We start from the raw sequence: 15665 nt of genomic DNA on the forward strand, positions 1-15665 counted from the left end.
CAGTGGCTGGCAGGAGATCCCATGAAGCTCGCAGTTCTGGCGCTGGAAGGTTGCATGCATTCGGCGATCTCAGGCGTCGCCGACGTCCTGTCGCTCGCCAATCATGTCATGCAGCAGAGCGGCGAAAAATCCCGCTTCACCTGGCAGACGCTGTCGCTCGACGGCAAGGCGGTGCGCGCCGGCGGCGGCCAGACGGTCGCAGTCGACGGCGCGATCGGCAAGCGCGCCGGCTTCGACGCGATCCTCGTCCCCGGCAACCTCGTCGATCACGTCACGGCCGAGCGCCTGCGGCCGCAATACGTCCGTGCCGGCGCCTGGCTGCGGCAACAGCACGCCAACGGCCGGCTGATCGGCGCCTTTTGCAGCGGCGTCTTCCTGCTTGCCGGAGCGGGCCTGCTCGACAACCGCCGCGCCACCATCACCTGGTGGCTGCAAAGCGAGCTCCGGCAGCGCCATCCCGCGATCGATCTCGCCCCCGACGCAGTCATCACCAGCGCGGACCGCGTCGTCTGCGCCGCCGGCCCGATGTCGTGGGTCGACCTCCTGCTCAGGCTGATCGAGATGGTCGACGGCAAGCAGATCGCAAAACTGTGCGCGGACTACGTCGTCATCGACACCGCACAGCGCACCCAATCGATCTTCATGCCCGTGGGCTACCTGCTCTCGCAGGACCCGCTGCTGACCAGGGCCGACCTGCTGGTTCGTCGCACCGGCAAGAGCCCGATGACGGTCAAGCGCCTTGCCGGCGCGCTCGGCCTCAGCGAGCGCACGCTGAACCGGAAGTTTCAGGAGCTCACGCACGAGCCGCCACAAGCCTTCATCATGCGCCGCCGCGTCGAGCACGCGCGCACGCTGCTGGAGACGACGACGCAGCCGATCAAGACCATCGCGCGCACGACAGGGTATGAAGACGAGAGCAGCTTTCGCAAGGCGTTCCGCAAGCTGACGTTGATGTCGCCTCAGGCGTATCGCGCGCGGCGGATGGAGCGGACGGCGTAACCGCTGACCAAGGGTGTTCGACCCAGCTTAGCGCCTTGTTCGCCCGGCAAATCCACAACTGCGGCGACAGTGCACTTAACTCTGCTCCGGCCCGACGCCGTGAGCAGATCGCGGCCGAGCAATACCGTAATACGCAGTAATCGAACTCGTCTCAGAAAGATGCAGCCATCCTCGCGCGAGAAACAGGTCGCGCCATGAGGTGGATCAACGAGTTGGCGCGACTTTTCTGATGTAATGATGTTTGAAGAGTTGACCCGCGCCACCGGATCGAAGCCGAAGGGAGGCGACATTGACGAGTTCCCCTGACCGATACGGTACTGTTCCCCAGTTCCTCCACTGGGCGACGGTAGTTCTGGTGATCGTTGCGTGGACGCTCGGCATATTTGGCGATGACTTGCCCAAGGGTGGCGCGCGCGAGACAGGCCTGCTTGTTCATGTTTCCGCCGGCCTGTTGATCCTGGCCGCACTGATCATGCGGCTGGTGTGGAGGGCGGCCGTTCCGCCGCCACCTCCCGAGCCAAACGAATTCCGCAGATGGCTTGGCGCCTTCGCCGACCCATCCGCCCGTCTTTTTCATTATACGCTCTACGCCTTGCTCGTTGTCGTTCCGGTCGCCGGGATCGTTACGCAGTTTGCGCGTGGCGAGGCGTTGCCGCTGCTCGGCATCTACGAAATATCATCGCCATGGATACGAGATAGAGCTTTCGCGCATTCGGTCAAGGAGATCCACGAAATTGCGGCCCACGCGCTTGTATTCGTCGCGTTCTTTCATGCTGGCGCAGCTCTGATCCATCATATCGTTTTTCGCGACAATACGTTGAACCGCATGCTACCTCGCGGCAAATGATGGCGTACCACGGGTACCGCAACATCCTCGGCGAGTGATGCAACGATCGAGGCGGCGGCGGACCAACGTGCTATTTCTGGACCTTTGTGGCGCCGCATGAACCGTGGGTGCAGGTTCGCGACCGGCTCATCCAGCGCAAACGACGCCCCCCGCAAGCCCGTCCGGAGAGCGACAAGGCATGATGGGTGGTGGAGACATGATGGGTCGCGCGATGAAGGGGCGCAGCACGATGGGTGTGGACGCGATGGGGCCTCCCATAATGTTCCGCATGATGTTTGCGCTTATGGACTCCGACGGCGACGGAGCCATCTCGTCGGCGGAGTTTCAGGCAGCCCACGAGCGAATTTTCAAGGCAATGGACAGCAATGAGGATGGCAAACTCACGCCGGAAGAGATGCAAGCGTTCCTACAAACCAGAAGATAGGCTGACTATCCGCCAAACGAGCTATCCCCCAGCAGGACCTCCGAGCGGCGTGGGTCCCGGATCAGCTCTTCGCTTGTCCGGGACACGAACGTGATCTACGCCGTCGCGCGCTGCCGCTCCACCAGCGCTGCGCCAAACGCCTCGAACAGCTTCCGGTTGATCGGATTGCGCTGGGGATCGTATTCGGCGTGCCATTGCACGCCGAGCGCAAAGGTCGGGGCTTCCGCGATGCGGATGGCCTCGATGGTGCCGTCCTCGGCGACACCTTCGATCAGCACGCGCTTGCCGGGATCGAGGATGCCCTGGCCGTGCAGAGAATTGACCCGGATCCTCTCACAGCCCAGCAGCCGTGCGAACGCCCCGCCCGGCGTGAGGTCGACATCGTGGCGGTCGGCGAACACCACGGTCGGATCAGGGTGGATCTCGCCGTTCTCGAGCCGGGGCATGCGATGGTTCATGCGGCCCGGGATCTCGCGGATCTCGGGGTGCAGCGAGCCGCCGAAGGCGACGTTCATCTCCTGGAGGCCGCGGCAGATGCCGAACAGCGGGATGCCGCGCGCAACGCAGGCGACCGAAAGCGCCAGCGCCACCTCGTCGCGGTGGATGTCGTAGGGCTCGTGCTTCTCGCAAGGGTCTACGTTGAAGCGGGTCGGATGGACGTTGGCGCGGGCGCCCGTGAGGACGATGCCGTCGACGGTATCGAGCAACGCACCGATGTCGGTGATGTCGGGCGAGCCCGCAAACATCACCGGCAGGCCGCCGGAGACCTCGGCCACCGCACGCAAATTGCGCTCGCCGACCATCTGGACCTGAAATCGATTTTCGACGCGATGGGCGTTCCCGATCACGCCGACGACCGGCTTTCTCATCTTCCGTTTCCGACCTCCCCCGTAAGAAGATTCTCCAAACATGCCCTTCCGATGGAACAAATTCAACCGAAGGGATTGCGGGACGGCAATGCTATTTTCGCGCCTTTGGCGCCGCCTCGGCCCCCCTTTCGCGCCCCGGCGTCGGCCAAAGCAGGCCCGCCGAGGCGTCAAACCCCGGTGCTTAGCCTCGGCTTGATCCCAGGTGAGATTTGGCGAAAGAGTGCGCTCTGCGGCCTTCCCAAAAGGAGACGACGTGACAATTTCCCGAGATGAACGACCCCGGACCCGCAGCGACCTGGCCTGGGCCATCTCGGTCGGCGGCATCAGCGTCGTGCTGGTCACGGCGCTGCTCGCCTTCACCTGGTATTTTGCCGCCACCCTGCTCCTGATCTTCACCGGCATGCTGCTCGGCGTCGGCCTCAACGCGCTGACCAATGCACTCGGCCGCCGCGTGCACCTGCCGCACACAATGCGGCTTGCGATCGTCTGCATCGCGCTGGCCCTGATGCTCGCGGGCGTCGCCTATCTCGGCGGCGCCACCATCGCCGAACAGGCCTCGCTGCTCAGCAAGACCATCAGGTCGCAGATCACCAACGTGAAGTCCTTTCTCGACAACCACGGCATCGACACCAGCTTCTTCGATTTCGGCAACCCCGCACCCGCCGCCTCCACCGATGCAGGGTCGACGCCCACCCCAAACACGGCCCCGCGCGGCAATTTGCCGGGTGCAGGCGCCCTCGCGTCCAGCGGCGGGGCGATCGTGAGCCAGACCTTCAAGCTGCTGCTCGGCACCATCAGCGCCGTCGGCAACATCTTCATCGTGCTGTTTCTCGGGCTGGCCTTCGCTGCCCAGCCCAGCGTCTATCACGACGGCCTGCTGTTCCTCGTGCCGGCCAGGCACCGCACGCGGGCTACGCTGATCGTCGACCGCATCAGCGAGACGCTGGAGCGCTGGCTGATCGCGCAGATCATCGTCATGCTGGCAGTCGGCGTGGTGACCTGGATCGGGCTGGCCATCATCGGCATCCCCGGCTCGTTCATCCTGGGAATCCAGGCCGGCCTCCTCGCCTTCATCCCGACCGTCGGCGCCATCATCGCCGGCGTCGTCGTGGTGCTGGCGAGTCTCGCCTCGGGCTGGATCCCGGCGCTATCCGCACTGATCCTGTTTCTCGGCGTGCATGCGATGGAGAGCTACGTGCTGACGCCGCTGCTCCAGCGGCAGGCGCTGGACATTCCGCCGGCCACGCTGTTCGCGTTCCAGATCCTGCTCGGCGTCGTCTTCGGAATCTGGGGCCTGGCGCTGGCGCTGCCACTGGTCGCCATCGCCAAGGTCATGATCGACCATTTCAAGACCTATGAGGCGCCGCCCCTGGCGGAGGCGGCTTGAGGCGGCTCAGGTCGTCAGCACGGTCTCGGTGTGCTCGACCTCCGGAGGCGCGGCAAAATACTGGCCGACGAGGCCGCGCCATTCGGCGAAATTCTCGGAGCCGCGGAAATCGACGGTGTGGTTCTCCAGCGTCGCCCACTTCACCATCAGGCGATAGCGCTGCGGCTTCTCGATCGATTTGTGCAGCTCGAAGCCGTGAAAGCCCTTGGAGCGGCCGAACGCGGCCTTGGCCTTGGCGACAGCGGCCTCGAAATCCTTCTCGCTGCCCGGCTTGACGTCGATTTGCGCGATCTCGGTGATCATCGGCTTCCACCCTTCTTGTTTGACGGGCGTGTCTACCGCACCCCGCCCAAAAGAAAAAGGCGCCGAAATGGCGCCCTGGCTGGCCGGAAACTGCAGGTCTCTCAGGCGAACAGCAGGACGGTGCCTGCCACGATGAGCGCGCAACCGACGAACAGCGCGAGCGGCCAATAGCTGCGGCCCTGCGTGTAGCGTCCTTGGGCGCGGCGCTCGGTGATCAGCGCCGTCTCATATTCCTCCGCGGTCGAGAACAGACAGGCGAAGCCGCCTCGCGCCGAGGCGGCTTGAGCTTCGAGCGACATCAGGGCGGCCTGCGGGGTCTGTCGACGGATCGATTCCATGACCGGAATGGTAGGGATCGAATGGTAAACAAGGAATTACCGCAGGGCCCTTTGCCTCAAGCCGTGACCTGACGCGCCTGCGGCGCGCCGATCCGCGCGGCGCTCTGGCGGCGCCAGTTCTCCAGCGACAACGGCAGCTCCTCCGCCGCCTCGACGCGGTTTCGGCCGCCACGCTTGGCCTGGTAGAGTGCTGTGTCGGCCGAGGCCAGCAGCACCTCGAGCTCGGTACCGGCCGGACCGCCGGCGACGCCAATGCTGACGGTGGTGTCGACCGGGCCCTCATCGACCACGACGCCGGAGGTCTCGAAGGCTTCGCGCACGCGCTCGGCGACCAGCACGCCCTCCTCCAGCGAACACGGCAGCAACGCCGCGAATTCCTCGCCGCCGATGCGGCCCGACATGTCGGTGATGCGCAGATTGCTGACGACCACGGTCGAGAACAGTTTCAGCATCTCGTCGCCGGCGGGATGGCCGAAGCGGTCGTTGATCGACTTGAAGTGGTCGATGTCGAAGATCATCACGGTCACGGGACGCCCGGCCTTGGCCTCGCGCTCGATCACGCGGCCGCAGGCTTCGGAGAAGCCGCGGCGGTTGAGCATACCGGTCAGGGGATCGGTGGACGCGGCGGTCCGGTGCGCGGTGACGGTGCGCTCCGAGACCAGCATGAAGATCACGAACACGGTGCCGACGGCATAGAGCACGAGCTCGACCGCGAACACGGTGACCCAGATGCTGCTGGAGAAGCCGGCATCGTGCGGGCGGAGGAAGCTGCCGAGCAGGATCGGCAGCATCAGCACGCAGCCGTGCATCACCGGCACCACGAAGGCCGGCCAGCGCCGTTGCAGGCTCTTGCGCCGCTCGACCCAGAGCTCGCTTGCGGTCAGCGCGGCATAGACCGAGACGATGCCGGCGCCGATGATCATGCGCAGCATGGACGCCGCGGGATCGAGCAGCGTCACGGCAGCGGCCCATGCGAACGCGCCGAGCACGAGGCCGGGCCAGTTCGGCTTGCGACCGTGGAAGACGCGCCCCGCGTTCCACACCATGCCGCAGGCGACGAAGCCGACGGCATTTAACGCCAGATAGAGATGCGGCCCCAGCCTGTCGCCTGCCGCCGTCCACAACGCGACCGAGGCCGCGCCGAGGAGATAGGCGGTGCCCCACCATTTCAGCGCAGGACTGTTCTCCTGCCTGCCGAAGAACACCATCATGGCGCCGAGCAGTGCGGCGACCATGGTGGCAACCAAATAGAGCGTGATGCTATCGAGCGACATCATGTCGGCCCCCTTGAAAACATAGCAGTTACGCGACCGGCCCAGCCGATTTGCGCGCCCTTCCAAAGGCGACGCTAAGTTCCCGCGGGTTCCATTCAGGTTTTCACGCGGCCCCAACTTTTCGGGAAACACGTCGTCAATTTGCATACAAACGAACAACAAAAAGGGCGCTGAAATCAGCGCCCTTTTGCATCTCATTGAAGCCGCTTTCGCGGCGAATGTGACCGAAGCGATTAACGCTTCGAGAACTGGAAGGACCGGCGGGCCTTGGCCTTGCCGTACTTCTTGCGCTCGACCACGCGGCTGTCGCGGGTGAGGAAGCCGCCCTTCTTGAGCACCGTGCGCAGCTCCGGCTCGAAATAGGTGAGCGCCTTGGAGATGCCGTGACGGACGGCGCCGGCCTGGCCGGACAGACCGCCGCCGGCGACGGTGCAGATCACGTCGTACTGGCCGGAACGCTGGGCCACGGAGAACGGCTGCTCGATCATCATGCGCAGCACGGGACGCGCGAAATAGACCTCGACCTCACGCGAATTGACCGTGACCTTGCCGGCACCCGGCTTGATCCAGACGCGGGCGACCGCGTCCTTGCGCTTGCCGGTGGCATAGGCGCGGTTGAACTTGTCGACCTTCTTCTCGTGCTTGGGCGCGTCGGGCGCGGCCGCCGTCTTGAGCTGCGAGAGCTGGTCGAGCGACTGAATGGATTCGGCCATGTTATGCGGCCCTCGTGTTCTTGCGGTTCAACTTGGCGATGTCGATCTTCTCGGGCTGCTGCGCCTCGTGCGGATGATCGGCCCCGCCGTAGACGCGGAGGTTACCCATCTGCACGCGACCGAGCGGACCACGCGGAATCATGCGCTCGACGGCCTTCTCGAGCACGCGCTCGGGATGCTTGCCCTCGAGGATCTGGCGCGCGGTGCGCTCCTTGACGTGGCCGACATAGCCGGTGTGCTTGTAGTAAGTCTTCTGCTCGCGCTTGCGACCGGTAAGGACCGCATGCTGCGCGTTGATGATGATGACGTTGTCGCCGCAATCAACGTGCGGGGTGTAGGTCGGGAGGTGCTTGCCGCGCAGGCGCATGGCGACGATGGTGGCGAGACGGCCGACGACCAGACCCTTGGCGTCGATCAGCACCCACTTCTTCGTCACCTCAGCCGGCTTTGCCGAAAAGGTTTTCATATCGGAGTTTCCGTGGACGGGAGATATCGGCGCGAACACCGCACCGGACTGCGCGGTTTTCTAGAGAAGAGACGCGCAACGGTCAATGCCCGAAGACGGAAATTACGCTCGTAAAATCAACAGCTTAAAAATATGGTGCTATATTACCCGCAAAAAGCTCAAACATTTGGAATGGAATAGGTCGAGGTGACATGGGCGATCGGATCGGGCGAGGTGCCGGACAAGAGGTTCACTTCCCCGACCGCCAGGCGCTTGCCGAGCTTGAGCAGCCGCGCCTCGGCCAGAACGTCCTGGCCGGGCTGGCCCTTGCGCAGGAAGTTGATGTTGAGATTGGTGGTGACCGCGAGCCCGATCGGCCCGATCGCGGACAGAAGCACCACGTACATCGCAAAATCGGCGAGCGCCATCAGCGTCGGGCCGGACACGGTTCCGCCCGGCCGCAGCATCCTTTCGCTGTAGCGCTGGCGCAAAAGGCAGGTCTGGCCGTCCGCGCTCTCGATCGTGATGTCGCCGCCACTGAAGGCCTGGGGAAACTCGTCACGGAGAAACTGCTCGACCTCCGCCACGCTCATTTTCGCTAACGCCATGCCACCCCCACCCTCGCTTCAGGTCCGCTGTTACATTAGGTTATCTGCATCATCCAATTGCAATAATCCAACTGGAAACGCTTCGATGTCCGTCCAGCCCGCCCGCCCCCCCTTCCCGGAACCGCCGATCCTGCTGCGGGAGATCGTCGGCACCGTCGCCGTGCTCACGCTGAACCGCCCCGCCGCGCGCAACAGCCTGTCGGAGGCGATGATCGGCCAGCTGCATGCGAGCTTCAACGCAATTGCCGAGGACAAGCGCATCCGCGCCGCCGTCATCGCCGCCAACGGTCCGGCCTTCTCCGCCGGCCACGATATGAAGGAATTGACCGCGCGCCGCAGCGACCCCGATCGCGGCCGCGCATATTTCGCCGCGATGATGAATTCCTGCAGCGCGATGATGCAGGCGATCGTGCACCTGCCAAAGCCCGTGATCGCCGCCGTCCAGGGCATCGCGACCGCCGCCGGCTGCCAGCTCGTCGCAAGCTGCGATCTCGCGATCGCCTCGGAGGACGCGAAGTTCGCCACGCCCGGCGTCGACATCGGCCTGTTCTGCTCGACGCCGATGGTGGCGCTGTCGCGCAACGTTCCGCGCAAACAGGCGATGGAGATGCTGCTGACGGGCGAGCCTGTCACGGCCGACCGCGCCCGCGAGATCGGCCTCGTCAATCGCGTGGTGCCCGCCGGCACCGAACTCGGTGCCGCGATCGAGCTCGCGCAACAGGTCGCACTCAAATCGGCCTATACGGTCAAACTCGGCAAGGAGGCCTTCTACCGTCAGGCCGAGATGAGCCTTGCGGACGCCTATCGCTATGCGGCAGAGGTGATGACCGAGAACATGATGGCGCGCGACGCCGAGGAAGGCATCGGCGCCTTCATCGAGAAGCGCCCCCCGACATGGCGGGATGAATAGCGACGTTTCACACACCGTCATTCCGGGCGATGCGGAGCATCGAACTATGGTGCGCAATTGCGCACCTGAGAATCTCGAGATTCCGGGTTCGGCTCTGCGAGCCGCCCCGGAATGACGAACGAAAGAAAAAGATGAACCACGACGCCTATCCCGACAATTACATCCGCGCCATCCTCAACAGCGTGAAGTCGATCGCGATGGTCGGCGCCTCGCCGGTCAATGTGCGGCCGAGCTATTTCGCGTTCAAATATCTGGCGCAGCGCGGCTATGACATGATTCCGGTCAATCCCGGCCATGTCGGCAAGGAGCTGCTCGGAAAACCCTTCGTCGCCTCGATGTCCGACATCGGCCGTCCCGTCGACATGATCGACATCTTCCGCAACTCCAGTCACATCATGCCCGTGGTCGAGGAAGCGCTGACGCTCGATCCGCTGCCGAAGGTGATCTGGATGCAGCTCGGCGCGCGCGACGACGTCGCGGCGGCGAAGGCGGAAGCGGCCGGTATCAAGGTCGTGATGAACCGCTGCCCCAAGATCGAATATGGCCGCCTGTCGTCCGAGATCTCCTGGATGGGCGTCAATTCGCGCACGCTCAGCTCCAAGCGCGCGCCGGCGCCGACGCAAGGTATGCGGCTCTCCCTCAATCGGATGAGTGTCGGCGGTGGCGATACCGCGGCATCCGATCGTGCCGCCAAAAACAAGAGCGAGCAAAGCTGACGCAATTGCGAACGATTCGTTTCGCGAACGCGACAATACGCAGAACGATCGTTCCGATGTGAAGCCGCGCCTTGACGGCAGCAGCGGCGCCGATCAGCATGCCGCGCGATTTCAGACCACAAGAACAGGACGCCCTCAATGAGCGATCGCCTTCCGGGATTTTCAACCCTCGCCGTGCATGCCGGTGCACAGCCCGACCCCACGACCGGTGCGCGCGCGACGCCGATTTATCAAACGACCTCTTTCGTCTTCAACGACGCCGACCACGCCGCCTCGCTGTTCGGATTGCAGGCGTTCGGCAACATCTATACCCGCATCGGCAACCCAACCAACGCGGTGCTGGAAGAACGCGTCGCGGCGCTCGAAGGCGGCACGGCGGCGCTGGCCGTTGCCTCCGGCCACGCCGCGCAGGTCGTGGTGTTGCAGCAATTGCTCCAGCCCGGCGACGAGTTCATCGCCGCGCGAAAGCTCTATGGCGGCTCGATCAACCAGTTCACGCATGCGTTCAAGAGCTTCGGCTGGAACGTGGTGTGGGCCGATTCCGACGACATCGCCAGCTTCGAGCGCGCCGTCACCCCGCGCACCAAGGCGATCTTCATCGAGTCCATCGCCAACCCCGGCGGCAGCATCACCGACATCGAGGCGGTCTCGACGGTGGCGCGCAAGGCGGGCGTGCCGCTGATCGTCGACAACACGCTGGCCTCGCCCTACCTGATCCGCCCGATCGATCACGGTGCCGACATCGTCGTGCACTCGCTGACGAAGTTTCTGGGCGGCCACGGCAATTCGCTCGGCGGCATCATCGTCGATGCCGGCACGTTCGACTGGTCGACCGGCGGCAAATATCCGATGCTGTCGGAGCCGCGGCCGGAATATCACGGCATCCGCCTCCAGGAGACCTTTGGCAATTTCGCCTTCGCGATCGCCTGCCGCGTGCTGGGCTTGCGCGACCTCGGGCCGGCGCTGTCGCCGTTCAACGCCTTCATGATCCTGACCGGCATCGAGACGCTGCCGCTGCGCATGCAGAAGCACTGCGACAACGCCAAGGCGGTCGCCGAATTCCTCGCCGGCCATCCGGCGGTGGCCTCGGTCAGCTACGCGGGCCTTGCCAGCGACAAGTACAACCGGCTTGCGCGCAAATACGCGCCAAAGGGCGCAGGCGCCGTGTTCACCTTCAGCCTGAAGGGCGGCTATGACGCCGGCGTCAGCCTGGTGTCGAAACTGCAGTTGTTCTCGCATCTGGCCAATGTCGGCGACACCCGCTCGCTGGTGATCCATCCGGCCTCGACCACGCACAGCCAGCTCGACGACGCCGCCAAGGTGAAGTCCGGCGCCGGCCCCGACGTGGTGCGGCTCTCGATCGGCATCGAGGACAAGGAAGACCTGATCGCCGATCTGGAACAGGCGCTGGGGGCTTAGTTGCCCGTCGTTCCGGGGCGGTGCGAAGCACCGAACCCGGAATCTCGACGTCATTTGCTCATCTCTGGATTCCGGGTTCGGTCCTACCGGACCGCCCCGGAATGACGGACGGCGCATGGTGGCGGCGCCGCCCCTCAGTTAACACTCATTAACCATATCGGCCGCATACATCGTCTTTGGATCGCCCTTTGATTCGGAGCCGACGATGCTGCGCTGGATGGTGCCTGCCCTTGCGGCGATGCTGACGCTCTCAAGCGCGCTCGCCGCCGACCTTCCGGCCACGCCGAAGCGGCGGGCCGCCGTGCCGCCGCAGGAGGCGCCAACCGTCTATGTCGAGACCGATCCGGATGCGCTGATCTCGCCGGCCTATGGCATCGGCAGCTACGTCCGCAATCTGCCGGGCACGCCGCTGCTGCCCGGCTCTCACACGCTGCCGGGCTACTATGGCCGCCCCTGGGACTACGACTATCAGGGCCCGTATTACGGCGGGAAACAGGTCGACTATTTCTGGCGCCTGCCCTACGCGTGCGGCGTCTACGGCTATTGCTGATCAGCCGGGCTGATGGTGATCAGCCGGGCTGACTGACCGGAACCACGCGCGGCTGCGTCTCGGCAGATTGCCGCGAGGCCAGCCGTTCCGTCTGCATCACCGCGAGCGTCAAGACCGCGATCGCGACTGCCTGATGCGCGAGCGCAAGCCCGATCGGCACCTGGTTGAGCAGCGTGAGAATGCCGAGCACCGCTTGCAGGCTCACCGCCGCAAACAGCCAGAGCGCGCCGCTCGCAGCCAGACCCGCGCGCGAACGCACCGCGTCGAACGCATGCAGCGCCGCCAACACGAACAGCGCATAGGCCGTCATGCGGTGCTCGAACTGCACCGTCAGCACATTGTCGAACATGTTGCGCCACCACGGCGTCTCGAACCACAGCCGCTCGGCGGAGGGAATGAGCGCGCCGTCGATCTCAGGCCAGGTGTTGTAGGCGCGGCCCGCGCGCAGGCCCGCGACCAATGCACCGAAATAGATCTGCACGAAGGTCACGAGAAGCAGCAGCGCACTTGTGAACCGCAGCCGCGCGGGCGCGGCGATCTGCGCCCGCTCCTTGAGCCGCCGCACCGTCCAGACGATGCCGGCGAAGATCAGCAGCGCGAGCACAAGATGCGTCGCCAGCCGATATTGCGACACCTCGACCCGCTCCGAGAGACCCGAGGCCACCATCCACCAGCCGACCGCGCCTTGAAGCCCGCCGAGCGCGAACAGCAGCCACAGCCTGCGCTTCAACTCACGGGACAAGCCCCCGCGCCACAGGAAGAACAGGAACGGCAACAGATAAGCGACGCCGATGAAGCGGCCGAGCAACCGGTGGCTCCACTCCCACCAGAAAATCTCCTTGAACTCGGACAGGCTCATGCCCGCGTTGAGCTCGCGATATTGCGGGATCTTCTTGTAGGCCTCGAACGCCTCGGTCCACTGCGCCGCCGAGAGCGGCGGCAGGCTGCCCGTTACCGGCTTCCATTCGACGATCGAGAGGCCGGATTCCGTCAGCCGCGTCGCGCCGCCGACCAGCACCATCAGCGCGATCAGCGCGGCCACGGAAATCAGCCACCAGCGCACGGCGCGATACGGCTCGGACGGGGCGGAAATCGTCGTCATTTCAGGGCGAAACCAAACCTTGTAGCTAAGAGACTTGAACCAGGAGGCTTGAACCGGACTGCGTGCCCCTTATAGTCCCCCGCTCCCGCAGCGCAAGTTACGCAAGAGACCGCGACATTCCGTCATGACGATCCGCACCCGCAAGTTCCTCGGCGCCATCCTGCTCCTGGTGCTGGCTACCGTCTGGGCCCTGCTCGGCATGGCGGCGGCGCAGATGCCGTGGATCGCCGAATCCGGCTGGCGGCAGGCGATCTACTACGTGGTGGTCGGCATGGGCTGGGTGCTGCCGGCGATGCCGATCGTGAGCTGGATGCAGCGGCCTGATCGCGCCAAGCCCACCTAACGCTTCTACGTAACGCTCCTACGTCGCGCGGCCGGTCGGTTTCACCGGCGCAAAGGCGACACCCGACGCCAGCACGCGCAGCATGCGCAACGAGCGCACCCGGCCATCCCAGGAAATGCGCGGCAGCGCGCGCAGATTGGTTCGCCCTTCCGCATCCACGATGCCTGGTATCGCCGACACCGCGCTGGTAAAGCCCGCCTCCTCCGCCATCACCACGTGGCTGCGCCGGAACGAGGCGCGATCGCCGAACGGAAAAGCGAGATGCCTGATCTCGCGGTGGAAGGCCGCTTCCGCAACCACCTTGCCCATCGTCATCTCACGCAGCGCCGCACTGTCCTTCATGTTGGCGAGAACGGGATAGTTCACGGTCGCGCTGCCAATCGTGACGAGCGGATCGGCCGCGAGCTTCGCCAGATCCTCCCAATCCATCGACGCTTCGCGCGAGAGCGCAGCCAGATCGATCCGGTAGCGCGTGCGGAGATCGGCGATCGCAGCCGACACATCCGCCGGCGGCAGCGAACGCAGCCAAATCTCGAGATGCGAGAACAGCGCCTGCTTCTCGGCATTATCAGTGACTGTGAAACGCTGCTCCTTCTCGCCCATCATCAGGCTGATGCGGCTCTCGCGCGCGATCACCTGCTCGAGCCCGAGCCACCAGGCCTCTCCGACCCCGTCGGGAAACGCGGTGGGCACATAGATCGTGAACGGCACGGCGTGGCGGGCCAGCACCGGGTAGGCGAACGTGATCAGATCTTTGCTGGCGCCGTCGAAGGTGAGCGCCGCGAAGCGCCGCTTCTCCGGCAGCGTCACTGCACGCCGGCAAACCTCGTCCATGCCGAGGATGTCGTACTTCCAGCGCTTCAGCGCCCGAATGGCACGGTCGAGGAATTGCGGCGTGATCTCGTTCTCGCGCAGCGGCTGAAATCCGCCGCGCCGCCGCGGCCGCACGTGCTGAAAGCGCAGGATGGCGCCAGCTCCACGACTGCGCAGCGCGGCCTGGCCGGTGAACCAGGTCAGCTCATGGCGCAGCCGTTCCAGCCATCTGTCGTCGGATGCCAATATCCCACCTTCGCGCTCGCCGGCGGCCCGTTCCCTCGCCTATTGTCATTACCCTTTGTTGACATTTCTTTGCAAAGGTCGGCCACAGGCCGAATTACGCATATTTTTGATTTCTCGACAGGTTTCGCGAATGACCATGGCTGCGGCGATGCAAAGCCGGACGGCAGAAGCGCCAGCGCGGTCGAAAGCGAGCCGTATCGCGCAGGTCGATATCGTCACCGATCTCGATCAGGCCGAGCCGGTCTGGCGCGCCCTCGAGGAGAGCGGCCACCTCTTCACGCCCTACCAGCGCTTCGACCTGCTCAGCCCCTGGCAGCGGCTGGTCGGCGGCTGCGAGGGCGCGCGCCCCTTCATCGTGATCGCCCGCGACGCCGAACATGCACCGGTCCTGCTGCTGCCGCTCTCGCTGCGCCAAGGCCACGGGGTGCGCACGGCCTGCTTCATGGGCGGCAAGCATACGACCTTCAACATGGGACTGTGGAACGCCGAGTTCGCGGCACAGGCCGTCGCCGCCGATCTCGACGCACTGCTCGCGCCGCTGCGCGAGCATGTCGACGTGCTCTCGCTGACGCAGCAGCCGCTGCGCTGGAACGATCAGCAGAACCCGTTCGCGGCTCTCCCGCGGCAGAGTGCGATCAACGGCTGCCCGCTGCTGGTGATGGAGCCGGGCGGCCCGCCCGCGTCGCGGATCAGCAACTCCTTCCGCCGCCGCCTCAAGAGCAAGGAGAAGAAGCTCCAGGCGCTCGCCGGCTATCGTTATCACCTCGCCACCAACGACGCCGACGTCACCCGCCTGCTCGACTGGTTCTTCCGCGTCAAGCCGGTGCGGATGGCCGAACAGAAACTGCCCAACGTCTTCGCCGAGCCGGGCGTCGAACAGTTCGTCCGCAGCGCCTGCCTGTCGCCGCGCGGCGACGGCCGTGTCATCGACATCCACGCGCTCGAATGCGACGACGAGGTGATCGCGATCTTCGCCGGCGTCGCCGACGGCCAGCGCTTCTCGATGATGTTCAACACCTACACCATGTCCGAGCACGCCCGCTACAGCCCGGGCCTGATCCTGATGCGCTACATCATCGACCGCTACGCCGAGCGCGGCTACCGCTCGCTCGACCTCGGCATCGGCTCGGACGACTACAAGCGGATGTTCTGCAAGGACGACGAGGACATCTTTGACAGCTTCGTGCCGCTGACCTCGCGCGGCAAGCTTGCGGCGATGGCGATGTCCTCGCTCAGCCACGGCAAGCGGCTGGTGAAGCAGAACCAGATGCTGTTCGACCTGGCGCAGCGGCTGCGACGCGCGTTCGGGTAGACTTCGTAGTAACGTAGGGTGGGCAAAGCGAAGCGTGCCCACCACCT

General features: G+C 64.9%; 18 protein-coding genes and 1 pseudogene. 10 read left to right on the forward strand and 9 right to left on the reverse strand.

Annotated elements, in window-relative coordinates:
- The first annotated feature begins 21 nt into the window (after positions 1-21).
- From AAFG50_RS23715 to AAFG50_RS23725, 3 genes and pseudogenes are all read left to right on the forward strand, one after another.
- Positions 22-999: a helix-turn-helix domain-containing protein gene (locus AAFG50_RS23715; RefSeq protein WP_028171682.1), complete on the forward strand. Its 978-nt coding sequence runs from the start codon at positions 22-24 to the stop codon at positions 997-999.
- Between the two features lie 289 nt (positions 1000-1288).
- A complete protein-coding gene (locus AAFG50_RS23720; RefSeq protein WP_028171681.1) occupies positions 1289-1846 on the forward strand; it encodes a cytochrome b in 558 nt (185 codons plus the stop codon).
- Between the two features lie 154 nt (positions 1847-2000).
- Positions 2001-2270, forward strand: a pseudogene (locus AAFG50_RS23725) (EF-hand domain-containing protein); the annotation flags it as partial.
- Positions 2271-2365: 95 nt separating this feature from the next.
- On the opposite strand, the gene AAFG50_RS23730 reads toward AAFG50_RS23725, so the two are convergent.
- A complete protein-coding gene (locus AAFG50_RS23730) occupies positions 2366-3139 on the reverse strand; it encodes a gamma-glutamyl-gamma-aminobutyrate hydrolase family protein (protein ID WP_028171680.1) in 774 nt (257 codons plus the stop codon).
- 253 nt (positions 3140-3392) lie between these two features.
- Between AAFG50_RS23730 and AAFG50_RS23735 the strand changes: the two genes are divergently transcribed.
- Positions 3393-4526 carry an AI-2E family transporter gene (locus AAFG50_RS23735; protein WP_028171679.1) on the forward strand — a complete coding sequence of 378 codons (1134 nt, stop codon included), beginning with the start codon at positions 3393-3395 and terminating at the stop codon, positions 4524-4526.
- Between the two features lie 6 nt (positions 4527-4532).
- Here the strand turns inward: AAFG50_RS23735 and AAFG50_RS23740 are convergent, their stop codons facing one another.
- The 6 genes from AAFG50_RS23740 to AAFG50_RS23765 form a co-directional block, all read right to left on the reverse strand.
- Positions 4533-4829: an antibiotic biosynthesis monooxygenase family protein gene (locus tag AAFG50_RS23740; RefSeq protein ID WP_028171678.1), complete on the reverse strand. Its 297-nt coding sequence runs from the start codon at positions 4827-4829 to the stop codon at positions 4533-4535.
- A 101-nt stretch (positions 4830-4930) separates the two neighbouring features.
- Positions 4931-5167: a hypothetical protein gene (locus AAFG50_RS23745; protein ID WP_028171677.1), complete on the reverse strand. Its 237-nt coding sequence runs from the start codon at positions 5165-5167 to the stop codon at positions 4931-4933.
- A gap of 56 nt (positions 5168-5223) precedes the next feature.
- Positions 5224-6444, reverse strand: coding sequence for a GGDEF domain-containing protein (locus AAFG50_RS23750; RefSeq protein ID WP_342714007.1), 1221 nt, complete (start codon positions 6442-6444; stop codon positions 5224-5226).
- A gap of 230 nt (positions 6445-6674) precedes the next feature.
- The gene (rpsI, locus tag AAFG50_RS23755) at positions 6675-7154 is read right to left on the reverse strand and encodes a 30S ribosomal protein S9 (RefSeq protein WP_011087725.1); all 480 of its coding nucleotides are present in this window, start codon (positions 7152-7154) and stop codon (positions 6675-6677) included.
- A 1-nt stretch (position 7155) separates the two neighbouring features.
- Positions 7156-7620, reverse strand: coding sequence for a 50S ribosomal protein L13 (rplM, locus tag AAFG50_RS23760; RefSeq protein WP_011087726.1), 465 nt, complete (start codon positions 7618-7620; stop codon positions 7156-7158).
- 158 nt (positions 7621-7778) lie between these two features.
- On the reverse strand, positions 7779-8207 hold the full coding sequence (locus AAFG50_RS23765) for a PaaI family thioesterase (protein WP_011087727.1): 429 nt from the start codon (positions 8205-8207) through the stop codon (positions 7779-7781).
- 85 nt (positions 8208-8292) lie between these two features.
- On the opposite strand from AAFG50_RS23765, the gene AAFG50_RS23770 reads away from it, so the two are divergent.
- From AAFG50_RS23770 to AAFG50_RS23785, 4 genes are all read left to right on the forward strand, one after another.
- Positions 8293-9117, forward strand: a complete 825-nt coding sequence (locus AAFG50_RS23770; RefSeq protein ID WP_028171675.1) for an enoyl-CoA hydratase — start codon at positions 8293-8295, stop codon at positions 9115-9117.
- Positions 9118-9248: 131 nt separating this feature from the next.
- Positions 9249-9833, forward strand: a complete 585-nt coding sequence (locus tag AAFG50_RS23775) for a CoA-binding protein (RefSeq protein WP_028171674.1) — start codon at positions 9249-9251, stop codon at positions 9831-9833.
- A 138-nt stretch (positions 9834-9971) separates the two neighbouring features.
- Positions 9972-11252 carry an O-acetylhomoserine aminocarboxypropyltransferase gene (locus AAFG50_RS23780; protein ID WP_011087730.1) on the forward strand — a complete coding sequence of 427 codons (1281 nt, stop codon included), beginning with the start codon at positions 9972-9974 and terminating at the stop codon, positions 11250-11252.
- A 205-nt stretch (positions 11253-11457) separates the two neighbouring features.
- On the forward strand, positions 11458-11802 hold the full coding sequence (locus AAFG50_RS23785; RefSeq protein ID WP_028171673.1) for a hypothetical protein: 345 nt from the start codon (positions 11458-11460) through the stop codon (positions 11800-11802).
- Between the two features lie 19 nt (positions 11803-11821).
- Here the strand turns inward: AAFG50_RS23785 and AAFG50_RS23790 are convergent, their stop codons facing one another.
- On the reverse strand, positions 11822-12904 hold the full coding sequence (locus tag AAFG50_RS23790; RefSeq protein ID WP_028171672.1) for a COX15/CtaA family protein: 1083 nt from the start codon (positions 12902-12904) through the stop codon (positions 11822-11824).
- Between the two features lie 124 nt (positions 12905-13028).
- On the opposite strand from AAFG50_RS23790, the gene AAFG50_RS23795 reads away from it, so the two are divergent.
- Entirely contained in the window at positions 13029-13247 is a 219-nt protein-coding gene (locus tag AAFG50_RS23795) for a DUF2842 domain-containing protein (protein ID WP_011087732.1), read from the forward strand.
- A gap of 18 nt (positions 13248-13265) precedes the next feature.
- On the opposite strand, the gene AAFG50_RS23800 is transcribed toward AAFG50_RS23795, so the two are convergent.
- Positions 13266-14306, reverse strand: a complete 1041-nt coding sequence (locus AAFG50_RS23800) for a polysaccharide deacetylase family protein (protein WP_028171671.1) — start codon at positions 14304-14306, stop codon at positions 13266-13268.
- 130 nt (positions 14307-14436) lie between these two features.
- On the opposite strand from AAFG50_RS23800, the gene AAFG50_RS23805 reads away from it, so the two are divergent.
- Entirely contained in the window at positions 14437-15618 is a 1182-nt protein-coding gene (locus tag AAFG50_RS23805; protein WP_028171670.1) for a GNAT family N-acetyltransferase, read from the forward strand.
- The last annotated feature ends 47 nt before the right edge of the window (positions 15619-15665 follow it).

The organism is Bradyrhizobium sp. B039 (assembly GCF_038965675.1).
GTDB lineage: Bacteria > Pseudomonadota > Alphaproteobacteria > Rhizobiales > Xanthobacteraceae > Bradyrhizobium > Bradyrhizobium diazoefficiens.